General features: G+C 72.5%; 20 protein-coding genes. 7 read left to right on the top strand and 13 right to left on the bottom strand.

The genetic code is table 11. From position 1 onward, the window contains the following. Positions 1-72 precede the first annotated feature (72 nt). Positions 73-822 carry a DUF11 domain-containing protein gene (locus tag GEV43_RS26550; RefSeq protein WP_160823032.1) on the bottom strand — a complete coding sequence of 250 codons (750 nt, stop codon included), beginning with the start codon at positions 820-822 and terminating at the stop codon, positions 73-75. A 155-nt stretch (positions 823-977) separates the two neighbouring features. On the opposite strand from GEV43_RS26550, the gene GEV43_RS26545 reads away from it, so the two are divergent. Both GEV43_RS26545 and GEV43_RS26540 read left to right on the top strand, forming a co-directional pair. Then, the gene (locus GEV43_RS26545; protein WP_160823031.1) at positions 978-3,092 is read left to right on the top strand and encodes a prolyl oligopeptidase family protein; all 2,115 of its coding nucleotides are present in this window, start codon (positions 978-980) and stop codon (positions 3,090-3,092) included. 12 nt (positions 3,093-3,104) lie between these two features. Beyond that, the gene (locus GEV43_RS26540; protein ID WP_309239854.1) at positions 3,105-3,968 is read left to right on the top strand and encodes a methyltransferase domain-containing protein; all 864 of its coding nucleotides are present in this window, start codon (positions 3,105-3,107) and stop codon (positions 3,966-3,968) included. A gap of 226 nt (positions 3,969-4,194) precedes the next feature. On the opposite strand, the gene GEV43_RS26535 is transcribed toward GEV43_RS26540, so the two are convergent. Beyond that, positions 4,195-4,809, bottom strand: coding sequence for a GNAT family N-acetyltransferase (locus tag GEV43_RS26535; protein ID WP_160823030.1), 615 nt, complete (start codon positions 4,807-4,809; stop codon positions 4,195-4,197). A 7-nt stretch (positions 4,810-4,816) separates the two neighbouring features. After that, positions 4,817-5,899: an XRE family transcriptional regulator gene (locus tag GEV43_RS51115; RefSeq protein ID WP_241683049.1), complete on the bottom strand. Its 1,083-nt coding sequence runs from the start codon at positions 5,897-5,899 to the stop codon at positions 4,817-4,819. A 132-nt stretch (positions 5,900-6,031) separates the two neighbouring features. Here GEV43_RS51115 and GEV43_RS51110 point away from each other — a divergent pair, with 132 nt between their 5' ends. The 5 genes from GEV43_RS51110 (at position 6,032) to GEV43_RS26510 (ending at position 10,745) form a co-directional block, all read left to right on the top strand. Beyond that, positions 6,032-6,211, top strand: a complete 180-nt coding sequence (locus tag GEV43_RS51110) for a hypothetical protein (protein WP_241683048.1) — start codon at positions 6,032-6,034, stop codon at positions 6,209-6,211. A 773-nt stretch (positions 6,212-6,984) separates the two neighbouring features. Continuing rightward, complete coding sequence (locus tag GEV43_RS26525; protein WP_160823029.1) at positions 6,985-7,362, top strand: hypothetical protein; 378 nt, start codon at positions 6,985-6,987, stop codon at positions 7,360-7,362. A 293-nt stretch (positions 7,363-7,655) separates the two neighbouring features. After that, positions 7,656-8,654: a mechanosensitive ion channel family protein gene (locus GEV43_RS26520; RefSeq protein WP_160823028.1), complete on the top strand. Its 999-nt coding sequence runs from the start codon at positions 7,656-7,658 to the stop codon at positions 8,652-8,654. An 81-nt stretch (positions 8,655-8,735) separates the two neighbouring features. Beyond that, on the top strand, positions 8,736-9,119 hold the full coding sequence (locus tag GEV43_RS26515; protein ID WP_160823027.1) for a globin: 384 nt from the start codon (positions 8,736-8,738) through the stop codon (positions 9,117-9,119). Positions 9,120-9,182: 63 nt separating this feature from the next. Continuing rightward, positions 9,183-10,745 carry a glycoside hydrolase family 13 protein gene (locus GEV43_RS26510; RefSeq protein ID WP_160823026.1) on the top strand — a complete coding sequence of 521 codons (1,563 nt, stop codon included), beginning with the start codon at positions 9,183-9,185 and terminating at the stop codon, positions 10,743-10,745. A 36-nt stretch (positions 10,746-10,781) separates the two neighbouring features. Here GEV43_RS26510 and GEV43_RS26505 read toward each other — a convergent pair whose 3' ends face one another. The 10 genes from GEV43_RS26505 to GEV43_RS26460 form a co-directional block, all read right to left on the bottom strand. Continuing rightward, positions 10,782-12,326, bottom strand: a complete 1,545-nt coding sequence (locus GEV43_RS26505; protein WP_309239853.1) for a S28 family serine protease — start codon at positions 12,324-12,326, stop codon at positions 10,782-10,784. Between the two features lie 191 nt (positions 12,327-12,517). After that, positions 12,518-12,739 (bottom strand): hypothetical protein, encoded by a 222-nt coding sequence (locus GEV43_RS26500; protein ID WP_160823025.1) that lies wholly within the window; start codon positions 12,737-12,739, stop codon positions 12,518-12,520. A gap of 940 nt (positions 12,740-13,679) precedes the next feature. Then, positions 13,680-14,117 (bottom strand): thioesterase family protein, encoded by a 438-nt coding sequence (locus GEV43_RS26495; RefSeq protein WP_160823024.1) that lies wholly within the window; start codon positions 14,115-14,117, stop codon positions 13,680-13,682. A gap of 149 nt (positions 14,118-14,266) precedes the next feature. Continuing rightward, positions 14,267-14,971, bottom strand: a complete 705-nt coding sequence (locus GEV43_RS26490) for a hypothetical protein (protein WP_160823023.1) — start codon at positions 14,969-14,971, stop codon at positions 14,267-14,269. Continuing rightward, positions 14,968-15,822, bottom strand: coding sequence for an RNA polymerase sigma factor (locus GEV43_RS26485; protein WP_302931300.1), 855 nt, complete (start codon positions 15,820-15,822; stop codon positions 14,968-14,970). Before GEV43_RS26485 ends, GEV43_RS26490 begins: the two co-directional genes overlap by 4 nt. 579 nt (positions 15,823-16,401) lie before the next feature. After that, positions 16,402-18,063: an energy-dependent translational throttle protein EttA gene (ettA, locus tag GEV43_RS26480; RefSeq protein WP_160823021.1), complete on the bottom strand. Its 1,662-nt coding sequence runs from the start codon at positions 18,061-18,063 to the stop codon at positions 16,402-16,404. Positions 18,064-18,685: 622 nt separating this feature from the next. After that, on the bottom strand, positions 18,686-19,972 hold the full coding sequence (locus tag GEV43_RS26475; protein WP_160823020.1) for a GGDEF domain-containing protein: 1,287 nt from the start codon (positions 19,970-19,972) through the stop codon (positions 18,686-18,688). A 715-nt stretch (positions 19,973-20,687) separates the two neighbouring features. After that, on the bottom strand, positions 20,688-21,143 hold the full coding sequence (locus GEV43_RS26470; RefSeq protein WP_160823019.1) for a single-stranded DNA-binding protein: 456 nt from the start codon (positions 21,141-21,143) through the stop codon (positions 20,688-20,690). 60 nt (positions 21,144-21,203) lie between these two features. Next, positions 21,204-22,931 (bottom strand): GTPase family protein, encoded by a 1,728-nt coding sequence (locus GEV43_RS26465; protein ID WP_241683047.1) that lies wholly within the window; start codon positions 22,929-22,931, stop codon positions 21,204-21,206. Continuing rightward, complete coding sequence (locus GEV43_RS26460) at positions 22,928-24,595, bottom strand: AAA family ATPase (RefSeq protein ID WP_175250138.1); 1,668 nt, start codon at positions 24,593-24,595, stop codon at positions 22,928-22,930. The genes GEV43_RS26465 and GEV43_RS26460 overlap by 4 nt, the downstream gene beginning before the upstream one ends. Positions 24,596-24,642 lie beyond the last annotated feature (47 nt).

Genomic DNA, 24,642 nt, shown 5'->3' with positions numbered 1-24,642 from the left:
GTACCCGCTTCAACGCCGTCTCCCCCGGGTAGCGCCCCGAACGCCCGAAACACACCGTGTCTCGCGCGGGAGTTACGCGGGTGGCTTGGCGGACGAGTCGTCCTGCGCGGGCTTGCCGGTGTCGGCGGGCTTGGAGTCGGTCGTGGGCTTGGAGTCCTGCGCGGGTTTGGAGTCGGTCGTGGGCTTGGTGTCGTTCTCCGGCTTGGTCTCCGGCGCGGGCTTTCCGGGGTCCATGGGCTTGTCGGGCGCCACGGCCTTCTTGGCGAGCTGCCACGTCACGCGTCCGTGGATCTGGACGCTGCCCGAGGCGTTCGCCGGGATCTTGGCGGTGAGAGCGCCCTTCTTGACCTGTCCGGGCCTCAGCGCGCCGTAGTCGCAGCGGATCGTCCGCTGGACGGGCTTGCAGGGCGTGGTGACCTTCTCGGTCTTGAGGCGCGGCGTCAGGCGGTGGTCGAGGACGACCTTGTCCACCGGGTCCGTGCCGCGGTTGCGGATCGTCCACTTCCAGGTGACGGTGTCCCCCGCGTCCGCCACCTCCGGCGCCGAGTACCTGAACTCGACCCTCGGCGCGGGCGCGGTCCTGCCCCGCGGGCCCGGCTTCCCGCGCGCCGCGACGTTCCCGGTCCCCGCGGGCAGGACGTGGGCCGCGCCCGGCGGCACCGAGACGTCCTCGGGCGTGCCCGGCGGCACGGGCGCGGCGTGCGCGGCCGGGCCGGGCGCCAGCAGCGCCGCGCCCGCGGCCGCCGTCGCCGCGGCGGTCGCCGCCGCGACCCGGCCGGCGGCGCGCGACCGCGCGCGGCGCCCGGCGATGATGCTCTTCATGATCAACCCCCGTTGGAAAGAGCCTCTGGTCCAGCCACTATTACCGGACGCGACCTGCGCGTTCATCTCGCCACGCACGGGCGCGGGCGACCGCGGGCCGCCGCGGGGCGGCACGCGGATCACGCGAGCGCGGCGCGGCCAATACAGTGCAGGTCATGAGCCGACCGCCGTACCCGACCGCACCCCGACAGGACACCGTCGACGTCATCCACGGCCACCGGGTGGCCGACCCCTACCGCGCGCTGGAGGACCGGCACGACGACGGCACCGCGAAATGGCTTGCCGCGCAGGACGAGCTGTTCCACCAGGTCGTGGACGCGCTGCCGGGCCGGGACGGGCTGCGAAGGCGGCTCGGCGAGCTGCTCGGCGCGGGCTCGGTCGGGTCGCCGGTGTGGCGCGGCGAGCGGCGGTTCTTCACGCGCCGTACGGCCGAGCAGGAGCATCCGGTGCTGTGCGTGGTCGAGCCGGACGGCGCCGAGCGCGTCCTCATCGACCCGATGGCGCTCGACCCGTCCGGCACGACCACGCTGGACGGCTGGCAGCCCGACAAGGAGGGCCGCCGCCTCGCCTACAAGGTCTCGCACGGCGGCGACGAGGAGTCCCTGCTGTACGTCATGGACGTCGCGTCGGGCGAACGGGTCGAGGGCCCGATCGACCGGGTCCGGGAGTCGTCGGTCGCGTGGCTGCCGGGCGGCGAGGCGTACTACTACGCGCGGCGGCTGCCGGCGAGCGCCGTCCCGGTGGGCGAGGAGCAGTACCACCGGCGGGTCTACCTGCACCGGGTCGGCACCGAGCCCGACACCCACGACGCGCTCGTCTTCGGCGAGGGCCGCGAGAAGACCAACTACTACGGCGTCGGCGTCAGCCGCGACGGCCGCTGGCTGACCGTCTCGGCGTCGCAGGGCACCGCCCCGCGCAACGACCTGTGGATCGCCGACCTCAGCGCCGGGCCGCCCGAACGGCCCGAGATGCGCGTCGTCCAGGAGGGCGTGGACGCCGAGACGGGCCTGCACGTCGGGCGGGACGGCCGGGCGTACCTGTTCACCGACCGCGACGCGCCCCGCTCGCGGCTGTGCGTCGCCGACCCGGCGGACCTGTCGTACGAGTCGTGGCGCGACCTGGTCCCGCAGGACCCCGAGGCCGTCCTCACCGACTTCGCGCTGCTCGACGACGTGCTGCTGGCGGGTTGGACGCGGCACGCGATCAGCGAGATCACGGTGCACGACCTGGCCACCGGCGAGCGCCTCGGGAACGTTCCGACGCCGGGACTCGGCTCGATCGGCGGCATCATCGAACGCCCCGAGGGCGGGCACGAGGCGTGGTTCGGCTACACCGACAACGTCACGCCCGCGTCCGTGCTGCGGTACGACTCCCGTACCGGCGAGACCACGCTGTGGGCGTCCCCGCCCGGACGCGTCGAGGTGCCCGAGATCGAGACGCGGCAGGTGTCCTACACCTCCCGCGACGGCACCGAGGTGCGGATGCTGGTGTCGTCCCGGCCCGGCGCGGCGGACGGCCCGCGCCCCGCGATCCTGTACGGCTACGGCGGCTTCAACATCTCGCTCACCCCGGCGTACTCGGCGAGCATCCTCGCGTGGGTGGAGGCGGGCGGCGTGTACGCGGTCGCCAACCTGCGCGGCGGGTCCGAGGAGGGCGAGGAGTGGCACCGCGCCGGGATGCGCGAGCGCAAGCAGAACGTCTTCGACGACTTCCACGCCGCGGCCGAGAAGCTCATCGCCGACGGCCTCACCGCGCCCGACCGGCTCGCGATCTCCGGCGGCTCCAACGGCGGCCTGCTCGTCGGCGCCGCGCTCACCCAGCGGCCCGACCTGTACCGCGCGGTCGTCTGCTCGGCGCCGCTGCTGGACATGGTCCGGTACGAGCGGTTCGGCCTCGGCCAGACCTGGAACGACGAGTACGGCACCGCCGACGACCCCGAGGAGCTCGGCTGGCTGCTGTCCTACTCGCCGTACCACCACGTGCGGGAGGGCGTCGCGTACCCGGCCACGCTGTTCACGATCTTCGATAGCGACAGCCGCGTGGACCCGTTGCACGCCCGCAAGATGTGCGCCGCGCTCCAGCACGCGACGGCGTCCGACGCGCCCGTCCTGCTGCGCAACGAGGCGGACGTCGGCCACGCGGCGCGTTCGGTCAGCCGTTCGGTGGAGCTGATGGTCGACACCCTGTCGTTCCTCGCCGCGCAGACGGGCCTGGAGCTGAGGATTCCGTCACATCCGGCGCGTCCGGCGGCGGACGCAATTGACGCGTGATCGAATAAGGGGGTGACCTCCTCGGTGCAGAGCCCGCCCCTCCTGGACCGGCTCCTCCCGCTGCTCGACGACCCGCCCGCGGACCCGTCCGCGGGCCCGGCCGAACGGGACGGCTACCTCGACCTGCTCGGGCCGTCCGCCGAGCCCGCCCCGACGCTCGCGCAGTCGGTGATGCAGTCGACGTTCCTCCCGCGGATCTACGAGAAGGTCTGGCGGCCGGTCGGCTTCAACCTCGCCAAGGGCTGGCCCGTCGGGCCGGACACCGCCGCCGAGCACGCCCTCGCCCGCGAGTGGCTCGGCCTCGGCCGTCCCGGCTCGCCGGACCGGCCCGCGGCGACCGTCCTGGACGTCGCGTGCGGCCCCGGCAACGTCACCCGCGCCCTCGCCGAGGGCGTGTCGGGCGACGGCCTGGTCGTCGGGCTCGACGCGTCCGCCACCATGCTGGCCCGCGCCGCCGCCGACACCCCGTCCGCCGCGATACCGCCCCCCACCGGGAACGGGAACGGCGCGAACGGCGTCCGCGACGTGGGGCCGCAGATCGGCTACGTCCGGGGGAACGCGGTGGACCTGCCGTTCCGGGACGCGACGTTCGACGCCGTCTGCTGCTTCGGCGCGCTGTACCTGTTCGACGAGCCGTGGGCGGCGGTGGACAGCATGGTGCGGGTGCTGCGGCCGGGCGGCCGGTTGATCATCCTCACGACGCGGCGGCCGTCGCTGCCGCTGTCGCGCCTCGGCACCGGGGCGTTCGGCCGCGTCGCCGGGGTCACGATGTTCGGCGACCGGGAGGTCACCGGCGCGCTCGCCGAACGCGGCCTCACCGGCGTCCGGCACCGCCGCTACCCCCTCATGCAGGTGGCCGCGGCCCGCCGCCCGTGAGGGCGGGCGGCGGGCGTCCGGCCCGATGCCCCACTCGCACCGCTCGCCGCCGGTGCGAGTGGGGGCCACTCGACGCCCGGCGCGCGCAGGCCGCCGGGCCGCTCTGTCCCGCCGCGCCGCCCGGCCGGAGCCGGGGACGCGGCGACGGTACGGCTTCGCCGGGGTGACCCGAGCCGCGGGCCCGCGCCGGGCCGCGCCGCCGGGCGGGCACCGCGGCTCGGGGGTCTCAGCGGAGCCGTTTCTCGATGTAGATGTTGACGATGCCGCCGATCGACTCGCGTCGGGTCTCCCGCCAGCCGAAGCCGCGGTAGAGCGCGAGCGCCGGGCCCTGGAGCTCGGTGGTGTCGGCGCGCAGGACGCGGTAGCCGTACTCGGCGGCCCGGTCCTCCAAGGCGCGGACGACGGCGGAGCCGTACCCGCGGCGCTGGAGGTCGGGGCGCACGCGCAGCCGCACCATCTCGGCGGCGTCGAGCCTGGTGGCGCCGGGCGCGTAGCCGCCGTAGGCGCGGGCGCTCCCGCCGGGCACGAGGTCGGCGCGGCGCAGCCCGCCCATGGCGACGATGCGCCCCGCGGTCTCGCCGACGAGGAACTCGCCGTCGTTGCGCAGGTAGATGTCCTCCATCCGGAAGAAGTCGTGGTCGTAGTAGACGCCGTCGCCGGGGCGCAGGCCCACCTGGGCCAGCCCCTCGCGGTGCAGGGCGAGGACGGTCGCGTGGTCGGCGGCGCGGTAGCGCCGCAGGCTCAGCTCTGCGTAGTCCCAGACGGGGGGCTCCGCCTGCCGCCGGACGAGGGTCCGGCCGGCCGGATCGCTCCGCCGCTGGGCGCCGTCGGACGTTCCCATGGAGCGGTCAGACCTGCTCGGACGGCGGAACGGTCGGGCCGCCGGTCGTGGGACTCTTCACCCACGGGCCGGCGAGCGCCTCGTAGAAGTCCTTCAGCGCCGGGATCTCGCCGTGCTTGGCGGAGACGGCGGCGCCGATCTGCCGGGCCCGGTGCACGAGGATGTCGGAGCGGTGCTCGGGCGGCAGGTCGAGGATCGCCTCGCGGCCGGCGTCGAGCGCCGCCTCGGGGTGCCCCGCGTGCAGCTTGCAGGACGCCCGGTCGAGCCGTACGAGCGTCAGGTCGACGCGGTCGGTGGGCGAGTAGAGGGTCAGGGCGTGGCTGAGCACCTCGTCGCCGTGCTGGTGGTCGCCGAGGCTGGTGAACGTGTCGCCCTCGTAGAAGGCCATCTGGCGGTCGGTGAACCCGAACACCAGGTCGCCGGTGTCGGCCTTGGAGAGCTGGTCGAAGACGGCGCGGCCCCGGACCAGGGCGCGGCGCGCGCTCGGCGCCGCGTCGCCGCGGCCCCGCATCGCCAGCATCCCGAGCGCGCGGGCCTCGACGGCGGGGGCCATCGCGGCGGCCACGCCGGGGCTGCGGCCGGCCAGGTCCTGCGCCTTGCGCGCCAGGTGCAGCGCCTCGCGCGGGTCGCCGTAGTACATCGGGACGAGCGACTCGCGGACGGTGACCCAGGCGCGCAGGCCCCGGTCGCCGGTCTCGTCGGCGGCGGTCCGCGCCGTGCGGAAGAACGAGCGGGCCAGCCGGTGGTCGCCCAGGTTGATCATGATGAGCCCGGACAGCCCGGACAGCTGGGCGGCGATGCGGCACAGCCGCTCCTGGAGCTCGACGGGCTGGCGCTTGTCGCACATGCGCCGCACCTCGCTGAAGTCGAGCAGCACGTCGCAGAGCATGCGCAGCGACGGCGTCGCCTGGTACTGCTGCCCGTAGCCGTAGGTGGTCTCCTCCCACTGGTCGAGCATCGTCGGCGAGACCGTCGCGCTGACCAGGGTGTCGTCCATCTTGCGACGAAGGTTGTCGACCGCCCCAAGGAACTGGCCGTCGAGCGCCACGCCCGCCCCGGCCAGGAGTTGCAGAAGGGTCCTGCGAAGCACGATGTCCTCCTCTCCCACATCGATGGAGATGGGGCCCGCGGCGCGGTCGGGGCCCCGTAGTTCGTTGACAGGGATCCAGTTGCGGTCGTCCGGTCTGGGGACGACCACCGAGCCGACCAGCGGCTCGGGGTCATGGGCGGAACGGCGGGCGGGCCCGAACGGCCGGGCCGTCCCGTTCTGCTGGGCGGCGGCGTGCTGGGCCGCGCCCGCGTGCTGGGCGACGGCCGGGGGCGCGGCCCCGCCTGCTGCGCGGCGGTCTCCGCGCCCGGACGGACGGCGTGCCCGCGCATGCAGATGCAGGGGCTCTGGTAGCCGAGGTCGTCGGGCTCGACCCGGTAGACGGCGCACAGGTAGTGCAGGTACTCGGGCCCCGGGCGCTTGTAGCCGCTCTCGTACGCCGACAGCAGCGTCTCCCCGAGCCGGGGCGGCGGCTTGCCGTCGACCTCGTACAGCGCCCTGACCTGGGCGACGATGTCGGACAGCGCGACACCGTGGGCCAGCCGGTGCGCCTTGACCTTGCTGGTGCCGAACAGCGGCCCGCACTGGTCGTGGATCTCGCGGGCGATCTCCACGGCGCAGCGCGCCCGGGCCAGACCGCGCGCGCGGATCCGGCGCGCGGTCTCCGTCTCTTTCGGAGGGGGGTCCGACATCGTTTCCGGCCTCCTCACCGCTGAGTCCGGGAGCCGGCCCGGGTCCCGGGGCCGGCCTCCGGTCACGGCGACCGGTGACTAGATGGCCACGAGAGATAATCTCTCGCGCACGCAGCGTAACCCTCCGCGCAGGGCTGGCCAAGGCATTCTCCAGAAAGGCGCGCACCTCGGGAGGATCCTCTGATCCCGGGGTAGAGATTCTTCCTCCGCAGGAGGAGAAGCTCACCCTGAGGTGGGGTAATCGCGTACTTCACCGGACAGCCGCGCCCTTGACCGGGGAGCGTGAGAGTTGCAATTCTCGCCGCGTGTAATGGAACGGATCCGGAGAGTCGATCACTCGCCGGTAGGTCCCGTCCGCGCACGGGCGGGATCGCGCCGAACACACGGGAACGGCCGAGCAGTCCTCGCAGCACGATCTACGGAGGGGGTGCGCAGGTGGTCAGCGACATACGCGTCGGCTACCTCGAGGAGCTGGAGCACGAACTCGACACGCGCGGGCTCGTCGCCCGCGTCGTCCGGACCCGGTCCGGCCCGGCCTTCCTGCGGGTGGTCAACCCGGAGGCGGCGAGCCTGGCGGAGGACGTCACGTGCGCCCCCGCCCCCGAGTCGCCCGAGCACTACTACTGGTGGTCCTGGGGGGAGCGCATGCACCGGGTGGACGATCCCGGCGGCGCCGCCGTGAAGCTGGTACGCGTCCTCCAGCCGCTCCGGCTCGATCGGCGCGAGCCGTGCGGCGACCGCGTGCCGGACCGGGGCGGCCTCGACGCCTTCGGCCCGGTGCCGGCGCGCGAGTGGCCTCCGGGCCACTCCTGAGAGCCGGGCGTGCCCCGCGGAGCCGCGGCCGGAACGGCGCGGCAGCCGCGGACCCCGCGGGGCACGTCCGCCACCCGGTGCGCGCACCGGCCGCCGAGAGACCCCGCGGGACCGGGGCCCAGCCCTTCACCCGGCCCGCGGCGCGGCGGCGGATCCTCCCCGGCCGGCCACGGCATTGTCGCCCGGCGCCGTACGGACCGATCGTTCCCGTCCCCTACGATCGGGCTCGTACCGCCGCTGCTCCACGGTGATGTGTCGCGGCATCCACAAGCGGCCGGGGAGGGTCTGTCCGCATGTCACTCGTTCTCCAACCGCTGCTGCCCTGGATGCAGGACGGCACCCCCGAGAAGGCGTGCGGCAGCCAGGACCCCAGCATCGGCTGCCGCCTGACGTGGAACATCTCGCAGAGCGAGGATTTCACCCACTTCTACAAGACCTGGCTGGACAAGCCGCTCGGCACCCTCTGCCTGATCGTCGTCACGTTCGTGGTCGCGCTGATCCTGCGCGGCATCGCGCACCGGATGATCACCCAGGTGACGGTACGGATGGCCGCGAGCACGATGTCGGAGAAGGTCCGCGAGCGGCAGCGCACCGCCTACGACGGCAGCCCGGCCCTGCTCAACCAGCGGCGGGCCCAGCGCGCCAAGACGCTCGGCTCGGTGCTGCGCTCGATCGCGTCCGTGGTGATCATGGGGACGGCGGCGTTCAGCATCCTCGGCTCGCTCGGCCTCAACCTCGCGCCGATCCTCGCCAGCGCCAGCGTGATCGGCGTCGCGGTCGGCTTCGGCGCGCAGAACATCGTCAAGGACCTGCTCGCCGGGCTGTTCATGCTGCTGGAGGACCAGTACGGCGTCGGCGACTTCATCGACGTCGGCACCGCCAAGGGCACCGTCGAGGCCGTCACCCTGCGCGTCACCCGGATGCGCGACGTGAACGGCGTCGTCTGGTACGTCCCGAACGGCGAGATCAAGAAGGTCGGCAACGAGTCGCAGAACTGGGGCCGCGCCGTCCTCGACATCCCCGTGGACATCTCCGAGGACACCGAGAAGGTCAAGGAGATCCTCCAGGCCACCGCCGACACCATGGCCGAGTCCCCCGCGTGGGCCGACGTCGTGCTGGAGGAGCCGTCGGTGTGGGGCGTGCAGTCGCTCGCGGGCGACGCCGTCGTCATCCGCATCGTGCTGAAGACGGCCCCGGGCAAGCAGGGCGACGTGGCCCGCGAGCTGCGCGAACGCGTCAAGGCCGCGTTCGACGAGGCGGGCGTCTCGGTCGCCACCCCCGCCGCCGGCTGACCGCCCGCCGACCGCGTTCGTGATCAAGGTGACGGATCACGCATCGCGGAAGGCCCCTCCTCGCATAGGGTGGGGCTCGTTATGGCTGAACAGGTGACCTTCTACGAGGCGGTCGGGGGCGAGGAGACGTTCCGGCGGCTGGTGCACCGCTTCTACCAGGGCGTCGCCGGCGACCCGGATCTGCGGGCCCTCTACCCCGAAGAGGATCTCGGCCCCGCCGAGGAACGGCTCCGCCTCTTCCTCATCCAGTACTGGGGCGGACCCAACACCTACAGCCGGGAGCGGGGGCATCCGCGGCTCAGGATGCGGCACGTCCCGTTCGTGATCGGCGAGAAGGAGCGCGACGCCTGGCTGCGGCACATGCGCGACGCCGTCGACGAGCTGGAGCTCCCCGAGCAGCTGGAGAAGATGCTCTGGGACTACTTCACGATGGCCGCCCGCAGCATGGTCAACTCCCCGACCTAGCGCGCGTCCCACCGCCGCGTCGAACCGTGTGAAGGCACTGTCCGAACGGGTAGATCGGCGTGTATGACACCAACCCCCTGGTGGCGCGATGCCGTCGTGTACGAGGTTTACGTCCGCAGCTTCGCCGACTCCGACGGGGACGGCGAGGGCGATCTCCAGGGGATCCGGTCCCGGCTGGGCCACCTGCGCGACCTCGGCGTGGACGCCCTGTGGCTCACCCCGTTCTACCCGTCCCCCCTCGCCGACGGCGGCTACGACGTCGCCGACTACCGCGACGTCGACCCGAGGTTCGGGACGCTCGGCGACTTCGACGCGCTGCTCGCCGACGCGCACGCGCACGGCCTGCGGATGATCATCGACATCGTGCCCAACCACACCTCCGACCGGCATCCGTGGTTCCGGCGGGCGCTCGCGGCGCCGCCCGGCTCCCCCGCCCGCGACCGCTACCTGTTCCGCTCCGGCGCGAACGGCGGGGACGATCCGCCCAACGACTGGCCGTCGGCGTTCGGCGGCTCCGCCTGGTCGAGGCTCCCCGACGGGGAGTGGTACCTGCACCTGTACGCGCCCGAGCAGCCCGACCTCAACTGGCGCAACCACGACGTGCGGCGCGAGTTCGAGGACATCCTGCGGTTCTGGCTCGACCGGGGCGTGGACGGGTTCCGCATCGACGTCGCCGCCGGGCTGTTCAAGGACGAGTCGCTCGGCGACCTCGGCGAGCGCAGCCGCCACGTCCTGAACGGGCCCCTCTACAACCGTCCGGAAGTGCACGGCCTCTACCGCGAGTGGCGCCGCATCCTCGACGAGTACGGCGGCGAGCGGATGGCGATCGGCGAGGTCTGGACCGACGGGCAGGACGACCTGGCGCGCTACCTGCGCCCCGACGAGCTGCACCAGGTGTTCCAGTTCGACCTCCAGATGGCCCCCTGGTCGGCGCCCGCGTTCCGTGCCGTGGCCGTCTCGGCGCTCGGCAGCGTCGCGGAGACGGGCGCCGGCGCGACGTGGGTGCTGTCGAGCCACGATGCCGTACGGCACGTGACGCGGTACGAGCAGCCGGAGAACGTCCCCGGCATCGGCCACGCACGCGCGCGCGCCGCGCTGCTGCTCCTCCTCGGCCTGCCCGGGTCGGCGTACCTGTACCAGGGCGAGGAGCTCGGGCTCCCCGAGGTGACCGACCTGCCCGGCGACGCCCGGCAGGACCCGATCTGGAAGCGCAGCGGCGGCGCGCAGGCGGGCCGGGACGGCTGCCGCGTGCCGCTGCCCTGGTCGGGCAAGAGCGAGCCGTACGGCTTCTCGCCGGAGGGCGTCGATCCGTGGCTGCCGATGCCTCGCGACTGGGCGTCGTTCACGGTCGAGGCGCAGGAGGGCGACCCCGGCTCGACGCTCTCGTTCTACCGCGACGCCCTGGCGGAACGCCGTCGCCTGCTGCCCGAGCTGCCCGCCGACATCGAATGGCTCGACGGCCCCGACACCGCCCTGTTCTTCCGGCGCGGGCCGCTGATCTGCGCGCTGAACTGCGACGAGAACCCCGTCCGCATGCCGCCGGGCAAGCCCCTCATCACGAGCACGCCCCTCTACGGCGACCTCCTCCCCGGCAACGCCGCCGCCTGGCTGATCGCCTCCCGCTGATTCGGGCGCGTAGCCGGCGGGGTTCCTGCCGACCGTTCAGGCGGGACGAGAGGGACGGGTGCCACCCGTCCCTCTCGTCCCGCCTACGCGGTGGTCACAGCGGGGGCGCTCCAGGCGGAGCGGGTCGGTGGCGTCGAGCCGGCCGAAGAGCTTCCTCGCGTCCGGGGAGACGTTCGCCCAGCGCAGGACGGACTGCGTCGCCTTCGCGCGATCGCCCGCGGCCAACTTCTCGATCATCCTTCCGCTGTGGTTCATGCCGGGCGCGGTGTAGACGGCGGAGTCGCGGGTGCCCCTGCCCAGCCGGAACGGCTCGGCGCCCCACGGGTCGTTAGCCCCGTACAGGAACAGCATGTGGTTCCCCTTGGTGCGCACCCAGGAGTCGATGTCGCGCATCGCTCTGCCCCCGTCGAACCGCATCGGGATGCTGCGCGGCACGTACGTGCGCGGCTGGTAGCTGCTCTCGTAGCGCAGCAGGGGGCGCAGGTGCGTGAACTGCGGCTTGGCCCAGCCGAGCTGCGTTCCCGCCTGGTAGTAGTACGGGACGTAGTCCTTCAACCCCTGGTCGGTGTAGAACGACACGCCGGAGACCTCGTCCAGGCTCCTGTAGAGGTCGTCGTCGGACGCGTCCGTCTTCGGCAGTGAAGCGCAGTCGGATTGCAGCTTGTACTGCCAGAAGCCCCACTCGTAGTCCATGACCGAGTTCTCGAACGCGCGGTCGGGCGTACGCAGGATCGAGTACGTCCAGCCGTTCTTGGCCGCGTCGGCCTTCACCCGGGCGAGCATCGCCGGACGCCGCTTGAGGATCTCGCGGGCCAGCGCCTTCACGTGCGCGCGGCAGCCGGGGTCGGAGCCGACGGTCGCGAAGAACCGGTCGTACGCCCGGTCGTCGTCGTTGCGGACGTCGTTGGGCGCGACGTAGACCACGCTGCCGTCCACGTCCCTCGGGTAGAACCGCTTGTGGTAGACGGCCGTCATGCCGCCCTTGCTCGCGCCCGTGGAGATCCACCGGGCGCGGTAGATCCGCTTCAGCGCGCCGACGATGCGGTGCTCGTCCGTCGCGGCCTGCCAGATCGTGTCCTTCGACCACCGGGCGGGCTCCGGCCGGGACGGGCTGAAGTAGCGGTACTCGACGGAGATCTGGTTGCCGTTCACCAGCGCCGTCGGCTCCGCCTTGAACATCGTCTCCGGCGTGCCGTACCCGCTGGTGTAGAGCACCATCGGACGGTCCGCGGCCGCGTGCTGGAGCATGATCCGCTGCTCGAACCACTGGCCGTCCGGGCGCCGGTGGTCGACCGGCTGCCGGTACCGGAGCCAGAACCAGCGGTAGCCGGGGAGCGAGGAGGGTTTCTCCGTCACCGCCATCCCGGGGATCGCCTTGAGCTGATCGGCGATGTCCTCGGCCCCGCGCACCGTGCCGGGCGTCCGCCCGGGGGCCGCGCCGGACACCGCCACCGACGCCGTACCGGGCGCCGCGCCGGACACCGCTTCGGCCGCCCGCGCCGCTGTACCGGCGCCGACCACCCCCGCGCCGACGAGCAACGCCACCATTCCTGCTGAGACGCGCCGCACATCCACCTCCACGTGGGATCTTCCACACTCGGCGACGCGACCCTAAGGGAGACATGCACTGAAAACGGATTCAAGGTGCCCTTGTTACTAATCCGTGACGAGTCCCTGACACACGCCCGTCATCCCCCGAACCACCCATGCCACCCTCGCACCCCCGGAAACGGCAAACCGACCACGACGAACGGCGGCGGGACGGATCGCGGTCAGACGAGCCCGCCGGTGAGGAAGTGGGCGACCAGCCAGCCGAGGCCGAGCAGCAGCGCGAGGCGGCGGAGCTGCCACCCGACCGGCTTGCCGCGGATCGCGAAGACGCGCCACACCAGCTCGGACAGCGTGTCGTCCTGCTGGCGGTTGAACACGGCGGGGAGCTCGATGGCGAAGAACATGAGGATCCACAGGATCCAGGCGAAGAGATAGGGGGTCATGGGGTCACACTCCGGGAAGACTACTTATTTCCGGTAATTCCCCGTAAATATGATCGCTACCCCAGCTCGCCGCCACCGACCCGATCCCCCACCGACCGCCGCCACCCATCCCCAACCGTCCGCTGTCCCGCCGGGCCCTCCGGCCCGCTATCCACCGGCCGCCGCCCCGGCGCCCGCCTACGGCGGCCTCCCCGAGCGTCCGCCGTCCGCCGACCGCTGTTCCCGGACGTCCCCCGGCCCCGGCCGCCCGCCAGCCCACCGGGACCACCGAGCCGCTGTCCCCACCGGCCACCGCCCCGCGCCCGCATTCCGCGGCTGTCCCCGAACGCCCGCCGTCCACTGACCCGCTGTCCCCGAACTCCCACCGGCCCCGGCCGTCCGTCGGCCCGCCGGGACCTCCGGGCCGCTGTCCCCACCGGCCACCGCCCGCGCCCGCATTCCGCGGCTGTTCCCGGACGCGCGCCGTCCGCTGTCCCGCTGGGACCACCAGGCCGGTGTCCCACCGGCCACCGTCCCGCGTCCGCCTACCCCGGCTTTCCCCGAACGCCGACCGTTCGCTGTCCCGCTGTTCCGGGCCGTTCCCCGGCCCCGGCCATCCGTCGGCCCGCTGGGTCCTCCGGGCCACTGTCCCACCGGCCGCCGGCCCGCATCCGGCTTCCTCAGCCGTCCCCGAACGCCCGCCGTCCACTAACCCGCTGCTCCCGGTCCTCTACCGGCCCCGAACGCCCGCCAGCCCACCGGGACCACCGGGCCGCTGCCCCCACCGGCCGCCGACCCGCGCCCACCTACCTCGGCTGCCCCCGAACGCCCGCCGCAGGCTGTTCCCGGACGTCCACCGTCTCCGGCCGTCCGCTGTCCCACTCGTGCTCGGCCGACCCGGGCCAGCCCCGGCCGTTCCGCTGTCCGTTGCCTTGGCGTCGCCGTTCCGGGGGCCGCTCTGTCAGTCCTTCGGGGCGAGGTAGCGGGAGATGAACTCCCGCTCCTCCGGTGTGAAGCGCCGCAGCCGGTTGGCCTCCACGTCGAACGCCACCAGTGTCGAGGTCGCTTCGGCGAACACCGTCTCGTCGTCCCGCACCTCGTAGGCCAGCTTGAACGACGCGGCGCGCGCCTCGGTGACCCAGGTCTCCACGCGGATCGGGTACACGGTCGGGAGGATCGGCGCCCGGTAGTCGATCTCGTGCCGGGAGATCACCATGCCGCGCACCGGCTGCTCTCCCTTGCGCACCGGGTCGCCGTGGAACATCTCCAGCCGCGCGTCCTCCAGGTAGCCGAGGAACTTCACGTTGTTGACGTGGCCCTGCGAGTCGATGTCCCCGAAGCGGAGGTGGAACTCGTAGACATGGCGGTAGTCCGTCGCGGGCAGATCGCTGGGCTGCATTTCCTCGCCTGGGGGTCGGTGACGCGGGGGGCTCTCAAGTCGGCCCGATGCTACCCGCCGCCGGTAAAGCCTTCGCCGAGCAGCCCCTCCCCCTCCCGTACCGCCGTGCTGGAGCGCGCTCTCCGGTCTCGGAGGGGGCGGGGCGTCGTTCAGTGGGCGGCGGCGTCGACGGCGAACGGATCGGTGACGTTGCCCTTCGGCATCGCCCCCGCAGCGGCCTTGATCAGGCTGACGAACTCCTCCATGCAGGAGATGCACTGCGCCGCGTGGCTGCTCAGCTCCTGGATCTCGTCCTCCCGGAGCACGCCGTTGCCGGGGGCGAAGTCGCGCACGTACGAGCAGGGGCGCGGGCGTTCGGGCCGGGACGGCTCCTGCGCGGGCTGCTGCCGCCGGGTGAACGCGGCGAGCATCTCGTCGATCCGGTCGGCCGCCTCGGGGTACCCGGCCGCGTACGCCTCGGCGTACGCCTGCGCGGCCTCGGTGATCAGGTGCAGCTCGCCGCGCTGGGCGTTGTAGCCGTTCTCGCCGGACCGGCGGGCGCACCGGTCGGCGAGCAGGTCGAGCGCCTCGCCGAGCCGGAGCGCGGCGTCGGCGTGGTCGTGCCGGGCCGCGATCCGGTACCAGCGCACGGCCTCGCCGAGGTTGCCGTCCTCGTCGTGGCGTCGCCCGAGGTCGTACGCGGCCCGTTCGAGGTCGAACGAGTCCAGGAACGCGGCGTGCCGGGCGCCCGTGACGTCATCGCGCAGGCGCCGCCGGTGCTCGGCCTCCAGTTCCCCGAGCCCGACGGCGAAGTCCGTTTCGGGCATCGCGGCGATGGCGGACGCGGCGGCGCCCAGCATGTCGTCCAGGTTCATGCGAGCCCTCTCGCCTCGGCCCCGTCGCCCTCGCCCCCCATGGGCCATGCCCCCGCTCTGCCGTCCCGTCCCGTCCCCGGCCGGTCCTCCAGTTCGGCGCCCGGACGAGCGCTCCGCCCGCCTTCCGAGGACCCGGCGCTCCCCGCCGAAGAGACGTTCACCTGGCGCCCCGCGACCACGTCCCGCCGCGCGGCCTGGCCGGTCAAAGCGGTCGGGACGGCCTGGGCGGTCGAAGCGGTCGAGACGTTCGGGGCGGTCGAAGCGGCCTGGACGGTCGGAACGGACGAAGCGTTCGGGACGGTCCGGGCGAACGGAGCGTTCGGGTCGGTCCGGGCAGGCGGGGCGGACGGGGCGGGCGGCCGGGCCGGTGCGGGGGTGAGCAGTTCCTCCAGGCGCTTGCGGGCGCGGTGGACGTGGGTCTTCGCGGAACCCTCGGTGATGCCGAGGATGTCGGCGACCTCGGCGAGCGGCATCTGGAGCAGGTGGTGCAGCGCGACGGCCTCGCGCTGGCGGCGGGGCAGCGAACGGATCGCGTTCATCAGGTCCAGGTGCCCGTCGGCCTCCCACGCGGCGGCGACCAGGCCGTGGTGGACGCCGCGCGTGACCATGTCGTCCAGCGACGTGCACTGCTCGCGGGCCTTCGCCTGCCAGCGCCGCAGCATGGTCGTGGCGACCTTGAACAGCCAGGCGCCCGGCTTGTCGTAGGTCATCAGCTCGTCCCACCGGAGCTGGGCGGCCAGCATGCTCTCCTGCGCGACGTCCTCGACCCAGCGGCTGTCGGACGTCTGCGCGCGCAGGAAGCCGGTGAGCCTGGGCATCCAATGGCGGTAGAACTCCGGGTAGGACGACAGCGTCTCCCGGGCCGCGTGGCCGGGGACGGTCCCCGGGCCGGCCGTCCGCTCACCGCGTCGCTCCGCCGCCGCCGGCCCTGCGCGCGCGGGTGCGTGCGCGGCGGCGCGAGCCGGACCACCATGAGTCGATCACGAGGACTCCCTTGGGATTCGAGAGTGCGGCGCCGAAGTCGCGTCCGCCTCAGCAGTGTTACGCATATAACTGCCACCAGAAGCCGCATTAGTTGACATCACTCCCAAAATGGGCTTGCCACCTGGACTCATGCCACTGGGTGACCGGCGAACGCGGGAATCGTCGCACTCCGCCGCCGGTAGGGCTCCCACCTGCGTTGATGTAGGCAGTCAGGAGCGCAACAGAATGCCGAAAACCAGACATTCACCCATTCGATCCCCACAACCACCACACCACTCGTTCCCCTTCGCCGGTCCCGATCAAGGACGGGCGGACGATCCCGGTCAACGCCGGCCAATTCACGATCTTGAGCCCGAAACGCGGACGGCCGCGAGATCATGCCAGATGATCTCGCGGCCGTTCCGCTACGGACCACGCCCGCCCCCGGACGGGGGCAGGGGGTACGGTCAGCGGGTCAGCTTGCGGTGGGTGACGCGGTGCGGGCGGGCGGCGTCGGCGCCGAGACGCTCGATCTTGTTCTTCTCGTAGTCGGCGAAGTTGCCCTCGAACCAGAACCAGTTGGAGCCCTCTTCCCACGCCAGGATGTGCGTGGCGATGCGGTCGAGGAACCACCGGTCGTGCGAGGTGATCACGGCGCAGCCGGGGAACTCCAGCAGCGCGTTCTCCAGGCTCGACAGCGTGTCGGTGTCGAGGTCGTTGGTGGGCTCGTCCAGCAGCAGGACGTTGCCGCCGATCTTGAGGGTGAGCGCGAGGTTGAGCCGGTTGCGCTCGCCGCCCGACAGCACGCCCGCGGGCTTCTGCTGGTCGGGCCCCTTGAACCCGAACGCCGCGACGTACGCGCGGGACGGCATCTCGACCTGCCCGACGTTGATGTGGTCGAGCCCGTCGGACACCACCTGCCACACCGTCTTCTGCGGGTCGATGCCGCCGCGGCCCTGGTCGACGTACGACACCTTGACCGTCTCGCCGAGCCGCAGGTCGCCCTTGTCGGGCTGCTCCTCCCCGACGATCATGCGGAACAGGGTGGTCTTGCCGACGCCGTTCGGGCCGATGACGCCGACGATGCCGTTCGGCGGCAGGTTGAACGACAGCTCCTCCATCAGCAGGCGGTCGGAGAAGCCCTTGGTGAGGTGGTCGGCGACGATCACCGTGTTGCCGAGGCGGGGGCCCGGCGGGATCTGGATCTCCTCGAAGTCGAGCTTGCGGGTCTTGGCGGCCTCGGACGCCATCTCCTCGTACCGCTGGAGGCGGGCCTTGCTCTTGGTCTGCCGCGCCTTCGGGTTGGACCGCACCCACTCCAGCTCGTCCTGGAGGCGCTTCTTGCGCTTGGCGTCCTTGTTGCCCTCGACCTTGAGCCGCTCGGCCTTCTTCTCCAGGTAGGTGGAGTAGTTGCCCTCGTACGGGTGGCAGCGGCCCCGGTCGAGCTCCAGGATCCAGGTGGCCACGTTGTCGAGGAAGTACCGGTCGTGGGTGACGGCGAGGACGGTGCCCTCGTACTTGGCGAGGAACTGCTCCAGCCACTGCACGCTCTCGGCGTCCAGGTGGTTGGTGGGCTCGTCCAGCAGCAGCAGGTCGGGCGACTCCAGCAGCAGCTTGCACAGCGCCACGCGGCGCCGCTCACCGCCCGACAGCGTCGTCACGTCGGCGTCCGCCGGGGGGCAGCGCAGCGCGTCCATCGCCTGTTCGAGCTGGCTGTCGAGGTCCCACGCGTTGCGGTGGTCGAGCTTGTCCTGGAGCTTGCCCATCTCCTCCATCAGCTCGTCGGAGTAGTCGGTCGCCATCTTCTCGGCGATCTCGTTGAACCGGTCGAGCATCGCCTTGGTCTCGGCGACGCCCTCCTCGACGTTGCCGAGAACGGTCTTCGCCTCGTTGAGCGGAGGCTCCTGCTGGAGGATGCCGACGCTGAAGCCCGGCATCAGCCGCGCCTCACCGTTGGACGGCTGCTCAAGACCGGCCATCATCCGCAGCAGCGTCGACTTACCGGTGCCGTTCGGGCCCAGAACGCCGATCTTGGCCCCGGGCAGAAAGTGCAAGGTGACGTCATCGAGGACGACCTTGTCGCCATGTGCCTTGCGCACACGCTGCATCGTGTAGATGTACTCGGCCATCCATCAAGCCTAGAGCCTCCCGGACACCATTCGATGCACCCTCCACCCCTCCGCCGCCTCCCCCCGGCCCCCACAACCCACCCCGCGGTCGTTGGGCGCGCCCCGCCAGCGGCCCGGCCTCCCAACCACTCCGAACGACGCAGAACGGGCCACGCCGTTCACTCCCCGAATCCTTCAGTGGCCACCCAAGCAAGCCAAGCCGGCCAGCGAACCCAGCCAGCGCCCGCCCACCTCACACCACTCCCCACCACGCGCACGCCAACATGGAGGGCTCCCCACACGCGCAAGCAAACATGGGCGGCACCGCACCGCGCGCACGCGAAGGTGTGCAGCTCCGCAGGAGCCCCTCACAACCATTCCGCACCGCCCGCAAGCAAACATGGACGGCCCCGCACCATGCGCAAGCAAACATGGGCGGCACCGCACCGCGCGAACGCAAAGGTGAGCGGCTTTGCCGGAGGCCCCAGCGAAGGCGCGAGTGAGCCGACCGGTACCTTGGTCGGGCCCGTGGCGGCGATCGCCTCCCGGCCACTCCGGACGGCGCCGACGTAGCACCCGGCCGTTCGTTCACCGGAGGTGGGCGGTGGGCGGGCGGCCCTCGGTGGTCGTGGAGGGGCGGGGGTCAGCCTTCGGAAGGCTTGGGGCCTTCGATCGCGGGGAGGCAGACGCGGTCGCGGCCCGATTCCTTGGCCCGGTAGAGGGCGAGGTCGGCCGCGGCCAGCAGTTCGATCAGGTCCTCCCCGTGCGTGCGGAACAGGGAGACGCCGATCGAGACCGTCACCGCGACCGTGCCCTCCTCCGCGGGGACGGCGAGGCGGCGGACGCGGCCCCGCAGGCGTTCGGCGACGCGGCACGCCTCCACCGTGTCGGCGCCGGGGAGCAGCACCACGAACTCCTCGCCGCCGAAGCGCCCCACCACGTCGTAGTCGCGGAGCTGGCCGCACAGCGTGCTGGCCACGGCGACGAGCACCTGGTCGCCGACGAGGTGCCCGTGGGTGTCGTTGACCCGTTTGAAGTAGTCGAGGTCGATCAGCAGGAGCGCCAGCGGATCGCGGGTGCGCTGCGACCGCGACAGCTCGGTGTCGGCCTCCCGCTGCCACGCGGCGGCGTTGAGCAGGCCCGTCTTCGCGTCCGTACGGGCCGCCGCCTGCAACTGCTGGTGCATGAGGCTCCGCTGGAGCAGCACGACCGGCGGCAGCGCGAGCAGCAGCAGCCCGAGCGAGAGAGCCGACGTGATCGCCACGAGCATGCCGACGCAGAGCTCCACCACGTCCAGAAGCAGGCTTTCGCGGTTCCAGAGAACGTCGCGCCAGCGGCTCTCGGGGTTGGCGGCGTGGGCCGCGACCGCGACCAGCGCCGCGTTGGCCACCGTGAACAGCGCCGCGCAGCCCACCGCGACCGGGATGCCGGGGTAGGCGTCGACGACCCAGTCGACCGACGCCAGCGGCTCCGGCACCACCAGGTGGAACACCAGGGACGCGCAGGCGCCCGCGATCCCGTGCGCCGCGACGACCAGCACGCGCCGGTAGACCAGCGTCCTGCGCACGCGGAACTGGAGCAGCGCCTGCAACGGGATCGGGATCAGCAGCGCGTAGACGGGCGGCAGCAGCAGCGCGACCGGGAGCCACCACGCCGACAGCAGGTCGCGCGCCACGCCGGCGGGCATCCCGAGCCGCCGCGAAGCCTCGATGCAGACCGCGCCACACGCCAGCAGAGCGGCAAATGTCAGTAGATCATTGAAGCGGGCCGGGGTGGCCGCGACCCCCGCGACGGTGAGCGCGAGATGGACCGCGACGACCGTCGGCACGTAGACCGCCAGCAAGGACGGGCGTCCCAGAACCGCCCGGCGCCGGGCTTTTGGGGCCAGATCCCCGCCACGGTCCTCGGCGGACGACTGCACTGCCGTCATCCTTCCCCCCTATGCATCACGTTGTGTAACACGATAGTTGCAACGTGTGCGGAGCGGGCCGGAAAACGGTACCTTCGTAAGCGCACATGTGGGTGGCCGCTCTGGTCATCCGCCCCGGGACCTGCGGAATCGCGGTCCTCAGCACATCCTGAGGGGGAAGACATCATGCGCGGCGTTTCCTGGATCTAAGGCGGCCCGCAACCCCGACGGGGCGGGGGCGCCGACCGGCCCACCGTCGGTGACGCCCCCGCAACCAAACGGGACGAACCGTCAGCGATCGACGCCTCCCGCACCACCCGACCGCACGCTCGCCGCGGTCTCACCCGCCCCCGCATTCCCTGACGTTCACTTCGGCCACGCGCGATTCCTCACATCTCTTCTTTTCTCCCACACCCCGGCTCGCACCTTTTCACCGTGCGCCCTTTCTCCTCTCACCCCTTTTCACACGCCTTCTCTTCCCTCGCCCCTTTCCGCATTCACATGAGCCTTCTGCGGCCCGCGCCCGGCGCATCAACCTCACGCGCTCCTCCGCGCCTCGCCTTCTTCTCGTTCTCTCCTCTTCTCCGCTCTGCTCGGCTTCTCCGCTCTGCTCGGCTTCGCTGCCGTCCTCCGCCTTCCCTCGGGCCGGGTCCGGTGGTCGAGATCAGGCAGCCCGCGAGCGGGCGGCCCGTGGCAGACGGCGCGGGGGCCCGCGGCGGGAGTGCGGCGGGGCGGGTCAAGCGGCGTCTTGTTGGAGGGGGCCGGCCAGGGCCCATTGGTCGGCGGCCTCGCGGGCCTCCTCGCGGTCCTCGTCGGTGAGGGCGCCGCTGCGGTGGACGGGACGGAACTCGGCCGTGCCGCGGCTCAGGTCGTGGCCGAGCGTGGTGGCCTCGACGTCGGCGGAGAACCGCCACTGGCCGTCCTTCTCGTACTGCCGGACGCGGAGGCGGCCGGTCACGATGACCGGGTGGCCACGCTCGAAGCCGGAGGCGTTGACGTTGTCGGCGAGGCCGCGCCAGCAGTTGACGGTCAGGAACATGGTGTCGAGATCGGTCCACTGGCCGGTCTGGCGGTCGAAGCGGCGCGGCGTGCAGCCGACCCGTAACGTCAGGTAGGGCGTGCCGTTGGCCGTGACGGCGTAGTAGGGATCGGCGGCGACCCATCCGGTGACGGTGATCTGCGCTTCGTTCATGCCGTCCACGATGCCGGGGCGGCCGGGCGGACGCGAGAAGATCTTGCGCCTGTGGATAACTCAGCCGAGGGCGACGTCGACGTCCTCGCGGAAACGGGCGTAGACCTGGAGTTCCTCGGCCACGGGGGCGAGGACCTTCTCGTCGGCGACGCGTTCGATGCGTTCGCGCATATGCTGCTCCATGCGGTCGCCGTGCTTGGCCGAGGACAGCGCCACGAGGTTGCGGCAGGCGGACGCCGTGAGCCAGCCCATGCCGAGCGTGCAGACCACCAGGACCGCCACGTACGGGATGAGGCCCGCGTCGCCGACCAGCGCGGGCGGCTCGTCGCCGCCGACGTCGAACAGGCCGTACGCGACGAGCAGGCCGATCCACGCGACGCCGAGGACGGCGACCAGGATGAGGAAGTACTGCCAGGTCTTGACCAGCCACCACCAGCGCGGCACCTGGTTGAACGTGGGCAGCGCCTCCTTGAGGGAGACGCCGAGGGATTCGGGGAGTTCGGTGGCGTGCGAGCGGGCGGCGGCGCGGACCGAGCGGGCCCACGGCGGCGGGACCTCCTCGGCGACGCCGTCCGCGACGGTCTGGAGGGCGTTGTCGACGTCGCCCTGCTGCGCCCCGACGGGGCCGGTGAACGCGCCGCGCAGTTCCTCGCGCAGTTCGGTGAGGCGCATCCGGCGCAGCGGGTCGGAGCGGAGGCGGGTGATGAGCGCCGTGACGGGCCAGCCGATGAAGTCGGCGGCGCGCAGCTCGTAGGCGCTCTCCATGGCCTCGGCCACCGCGGGCGCGCCCGCGGCGTCGGTGAGGGACTGGACGAGTTCGGTGCGGCGGCCGTCGTCGATGGCGGTGGGCGGCTCGGCGTCGAAGCGGTGCGGGACGAACCGTTCGGCGACCTTGTCGATGTCGGCCGACAGCCGCTCGCTGCGGGCCCGGCGGGCGGCGACGGTGTCGACGAGGATCTCACGGAATCCGGCGACGCCCTGCTCGCTGACCGCGGAGGTCGTGACGATGCGCGGGTCGGCGAGGCCCTCCGCCTCCAGCAGGCGGCGCAGGTCGGCGACGCAGTCGTCCACTTCGCCGGGCTGGAGCCGGTCGACCTGGTTGAGCACGATGAGGGTGACGCCCGCGTGCCGCGCGAACGGAACGATGTAGTTGCGGTGCAGGGCCGCGTCGGCGTACTTCTGCGGATCCACGACCCAGACCAGCAGATCGGCGATCGTGACGAAGCGGTCCACCTCGGCGCGGTGCAGCGCCTGGATGGAGTCGTGGTCGGGCAGGTCCAGCAGGACGAGCCCCTGGAGGGAGCTGTCGGCGCGTTCGAGGTCGAGGGCGCTCGCGCGCGCGTAGCGGTGGCGCTTGTCGACGTCGAGCCAGTCGAGCAGGGGTCCCGCGCCGTCGAGCCCCCACACGCACGCGTGGGCCTTGGACGTCATCGGGCGCCGCACGCCGGTGGGCGACAGCTCCAGCCCGCAGATTCCGTTGAACAACGACGACTTGCCGCTGCCGGTGCCGCCGGCGAGGGTGACGACGGTGTGCTCCCCGGAGAGCCGGAGCCGCTGCCCGGCCCGGTCGAGCAGGACCGCCGCCTCGTCGAGCAGGGGCCGGTCGAGCCGCCCGGTGCCGTTCCGGACGAGCCGTTCGAGCCCGTCGAGCCGGTCGGACAGGGTGGGCGCGGCGGGGACGACGGCCCCGTCCCGCGCGCCCGGGGAGGAGCCGTTCGCACCGGTGCCGGCGACGGGCACGTCGCCGGTGCCCGTCGGGGAGTTCGCGGGGATGGCCGAGGTGGTCATCGGGCAACCTCGAGGTTGTAGGTGGCCTGGTAGAGCTGGACGGGGACGGTCTCGTCGGGGATGCCCGCGGCGTCGAGCGCCTGCCCGAACCGGATGGCCTCCTCGTCGAACAGCATCCCGATGCGGCTGCGCAGGTCGGCGCGGGCCTTGGCGCCCATGCCGCGCAGCGACTCGGCGCCGAACAGCGCCTTCAGCAGCCGCTGCGGGACGGCGCTGTTGCCGCTCTCCACGTTGACGTCGGACGTGCCGTAGCCGAGCAGCCCGACGGTCAGCACGAGCGACACCGCCTCGGTGTCGAACGAGACCAGTTTGGCGACCGAGCGCTTGGTGACGCCCTCGGTGCGGATCAGTTCCTGGACGTGGTCCTGCCAGGCGCTGACGGCCCGGGTGACGCGGCGCGACAGTTCGGGCGAGGCGTGCCCGAGGGCGGCGGCGGGGCCGGAGAGCACCTGGCCGCCCGCCGGGTGCTCGCGCCAGCGCGCGATGACCTGCTCGGCGGCGTGCTCGGCGGACGCCATGATCAGCGATTCGAGGCCGCTGCGGAGCGCCGCCTTGAGCGCGCGCACGCGCGCGGGGCTGCGGCGGCGCCGGTTGGCCGCGCGCCCGCGCCGCGCCCGCTGGACGTGCAGGGCCCGCAGCAGGTCGCCCGTACCGGCGAAGTCCTGCCAGCGGGCGAGGACCTCGCCGCGCAGCAGCGAGCCGTTGCGGGTGGCCTCGTCCAGCTCGGCGAGGGCGGTGCTGTAGGACGACTCGACCCGCTGGGCCAGCTCGCCGCGCTGCTCGACCTGCACCTCGACCTGCTTGGCCAGCTCGGGGACGCGCGTGCGGAAGCTGTCGAGGACGGCCGCGAGGGTGTCGCCGACCACCACCTCGCGGTCGCCGGAGTCCTCGGCGACGCCGACCAGCCAGGAACGGATGTCCTCGACGGCCTCCTCGGGCAGCCGGCTGTCCTCGATGCGCGTCTCGGGGACGGTGAAGCGGCGGGCGTCGCCGACGCCGTTCTCGGCGAGCATCTCGCCGAAGTGCTCGACGACCTCCGAACCCGCGCCCTGCGGAACCCGCGACAGGACGACGCCGATGGACGCGCCGTTGTCCTTGGCGCGCTGGAGCATCTGCCACACCTGCGCGTCGGCGTACCGCGCGGCCGTCGTGACGCACAGCCACAGGTCCGCCGCCGCCATCAGCTTGGTCGCGAACTCGTAGTGGTCCTCGAAGACCGAGTCGAAGTCGGGGCTGTCGAGCAGCGCGAGGCCCGGAGGGAGCGCCTCGCTGCCGATGATGACGAGCTGGTCGCCGGCGATGGCGTCGGGCGCCGGGCCCCGCACGCGGCCCATGCCGGGCAGCATCGGGCCGCTCAGGAACCATTCGGCGTGGTCGGGGTGGCAGACCAGGATCGGACTGCTGGTCGTCGGGCGGAGCACGCCGGTGGCGCTGACGCGCGCGCCGACGAGGGTGTTGACCAGGGTCGACTTGCCCGCGCCCGTGGATCCGCCGAGAACGACCAGCAACGGTGTTCCGGCCGCCTGGATGCGCGGCAGCACGTAGTCGTCGAGCTGATTTCTGATTTCCAGGCGGGTCTCGCGCGCCTCGGCCACACCGGGCACGTCCAGAACGAACTGGAAGGCGTCGATCTGGTCGCGCAGCCCGGTCAGCGCCCGGGTCAACTCCGCGTGCCGCACCGTGACGCGCCCATCCGCCCCGGACGCCCCTC

The sequence above is a fragment of the Actinomadura sp. J1-007 genome (assembly GCF_009793335.1).
In the GTDB taxonomy this organism is placed as follows: Bacteria; Actinomycetota; Actinomycetes; order Streptosporangiales; family Streptosporangiaceae; genus Spirillospora; species Spirillospora yumaensis.
Note: the sequence above shows the minus strand (reverse complement) of the source record. Positions and strands in the feature narration are given on the sequence as shown.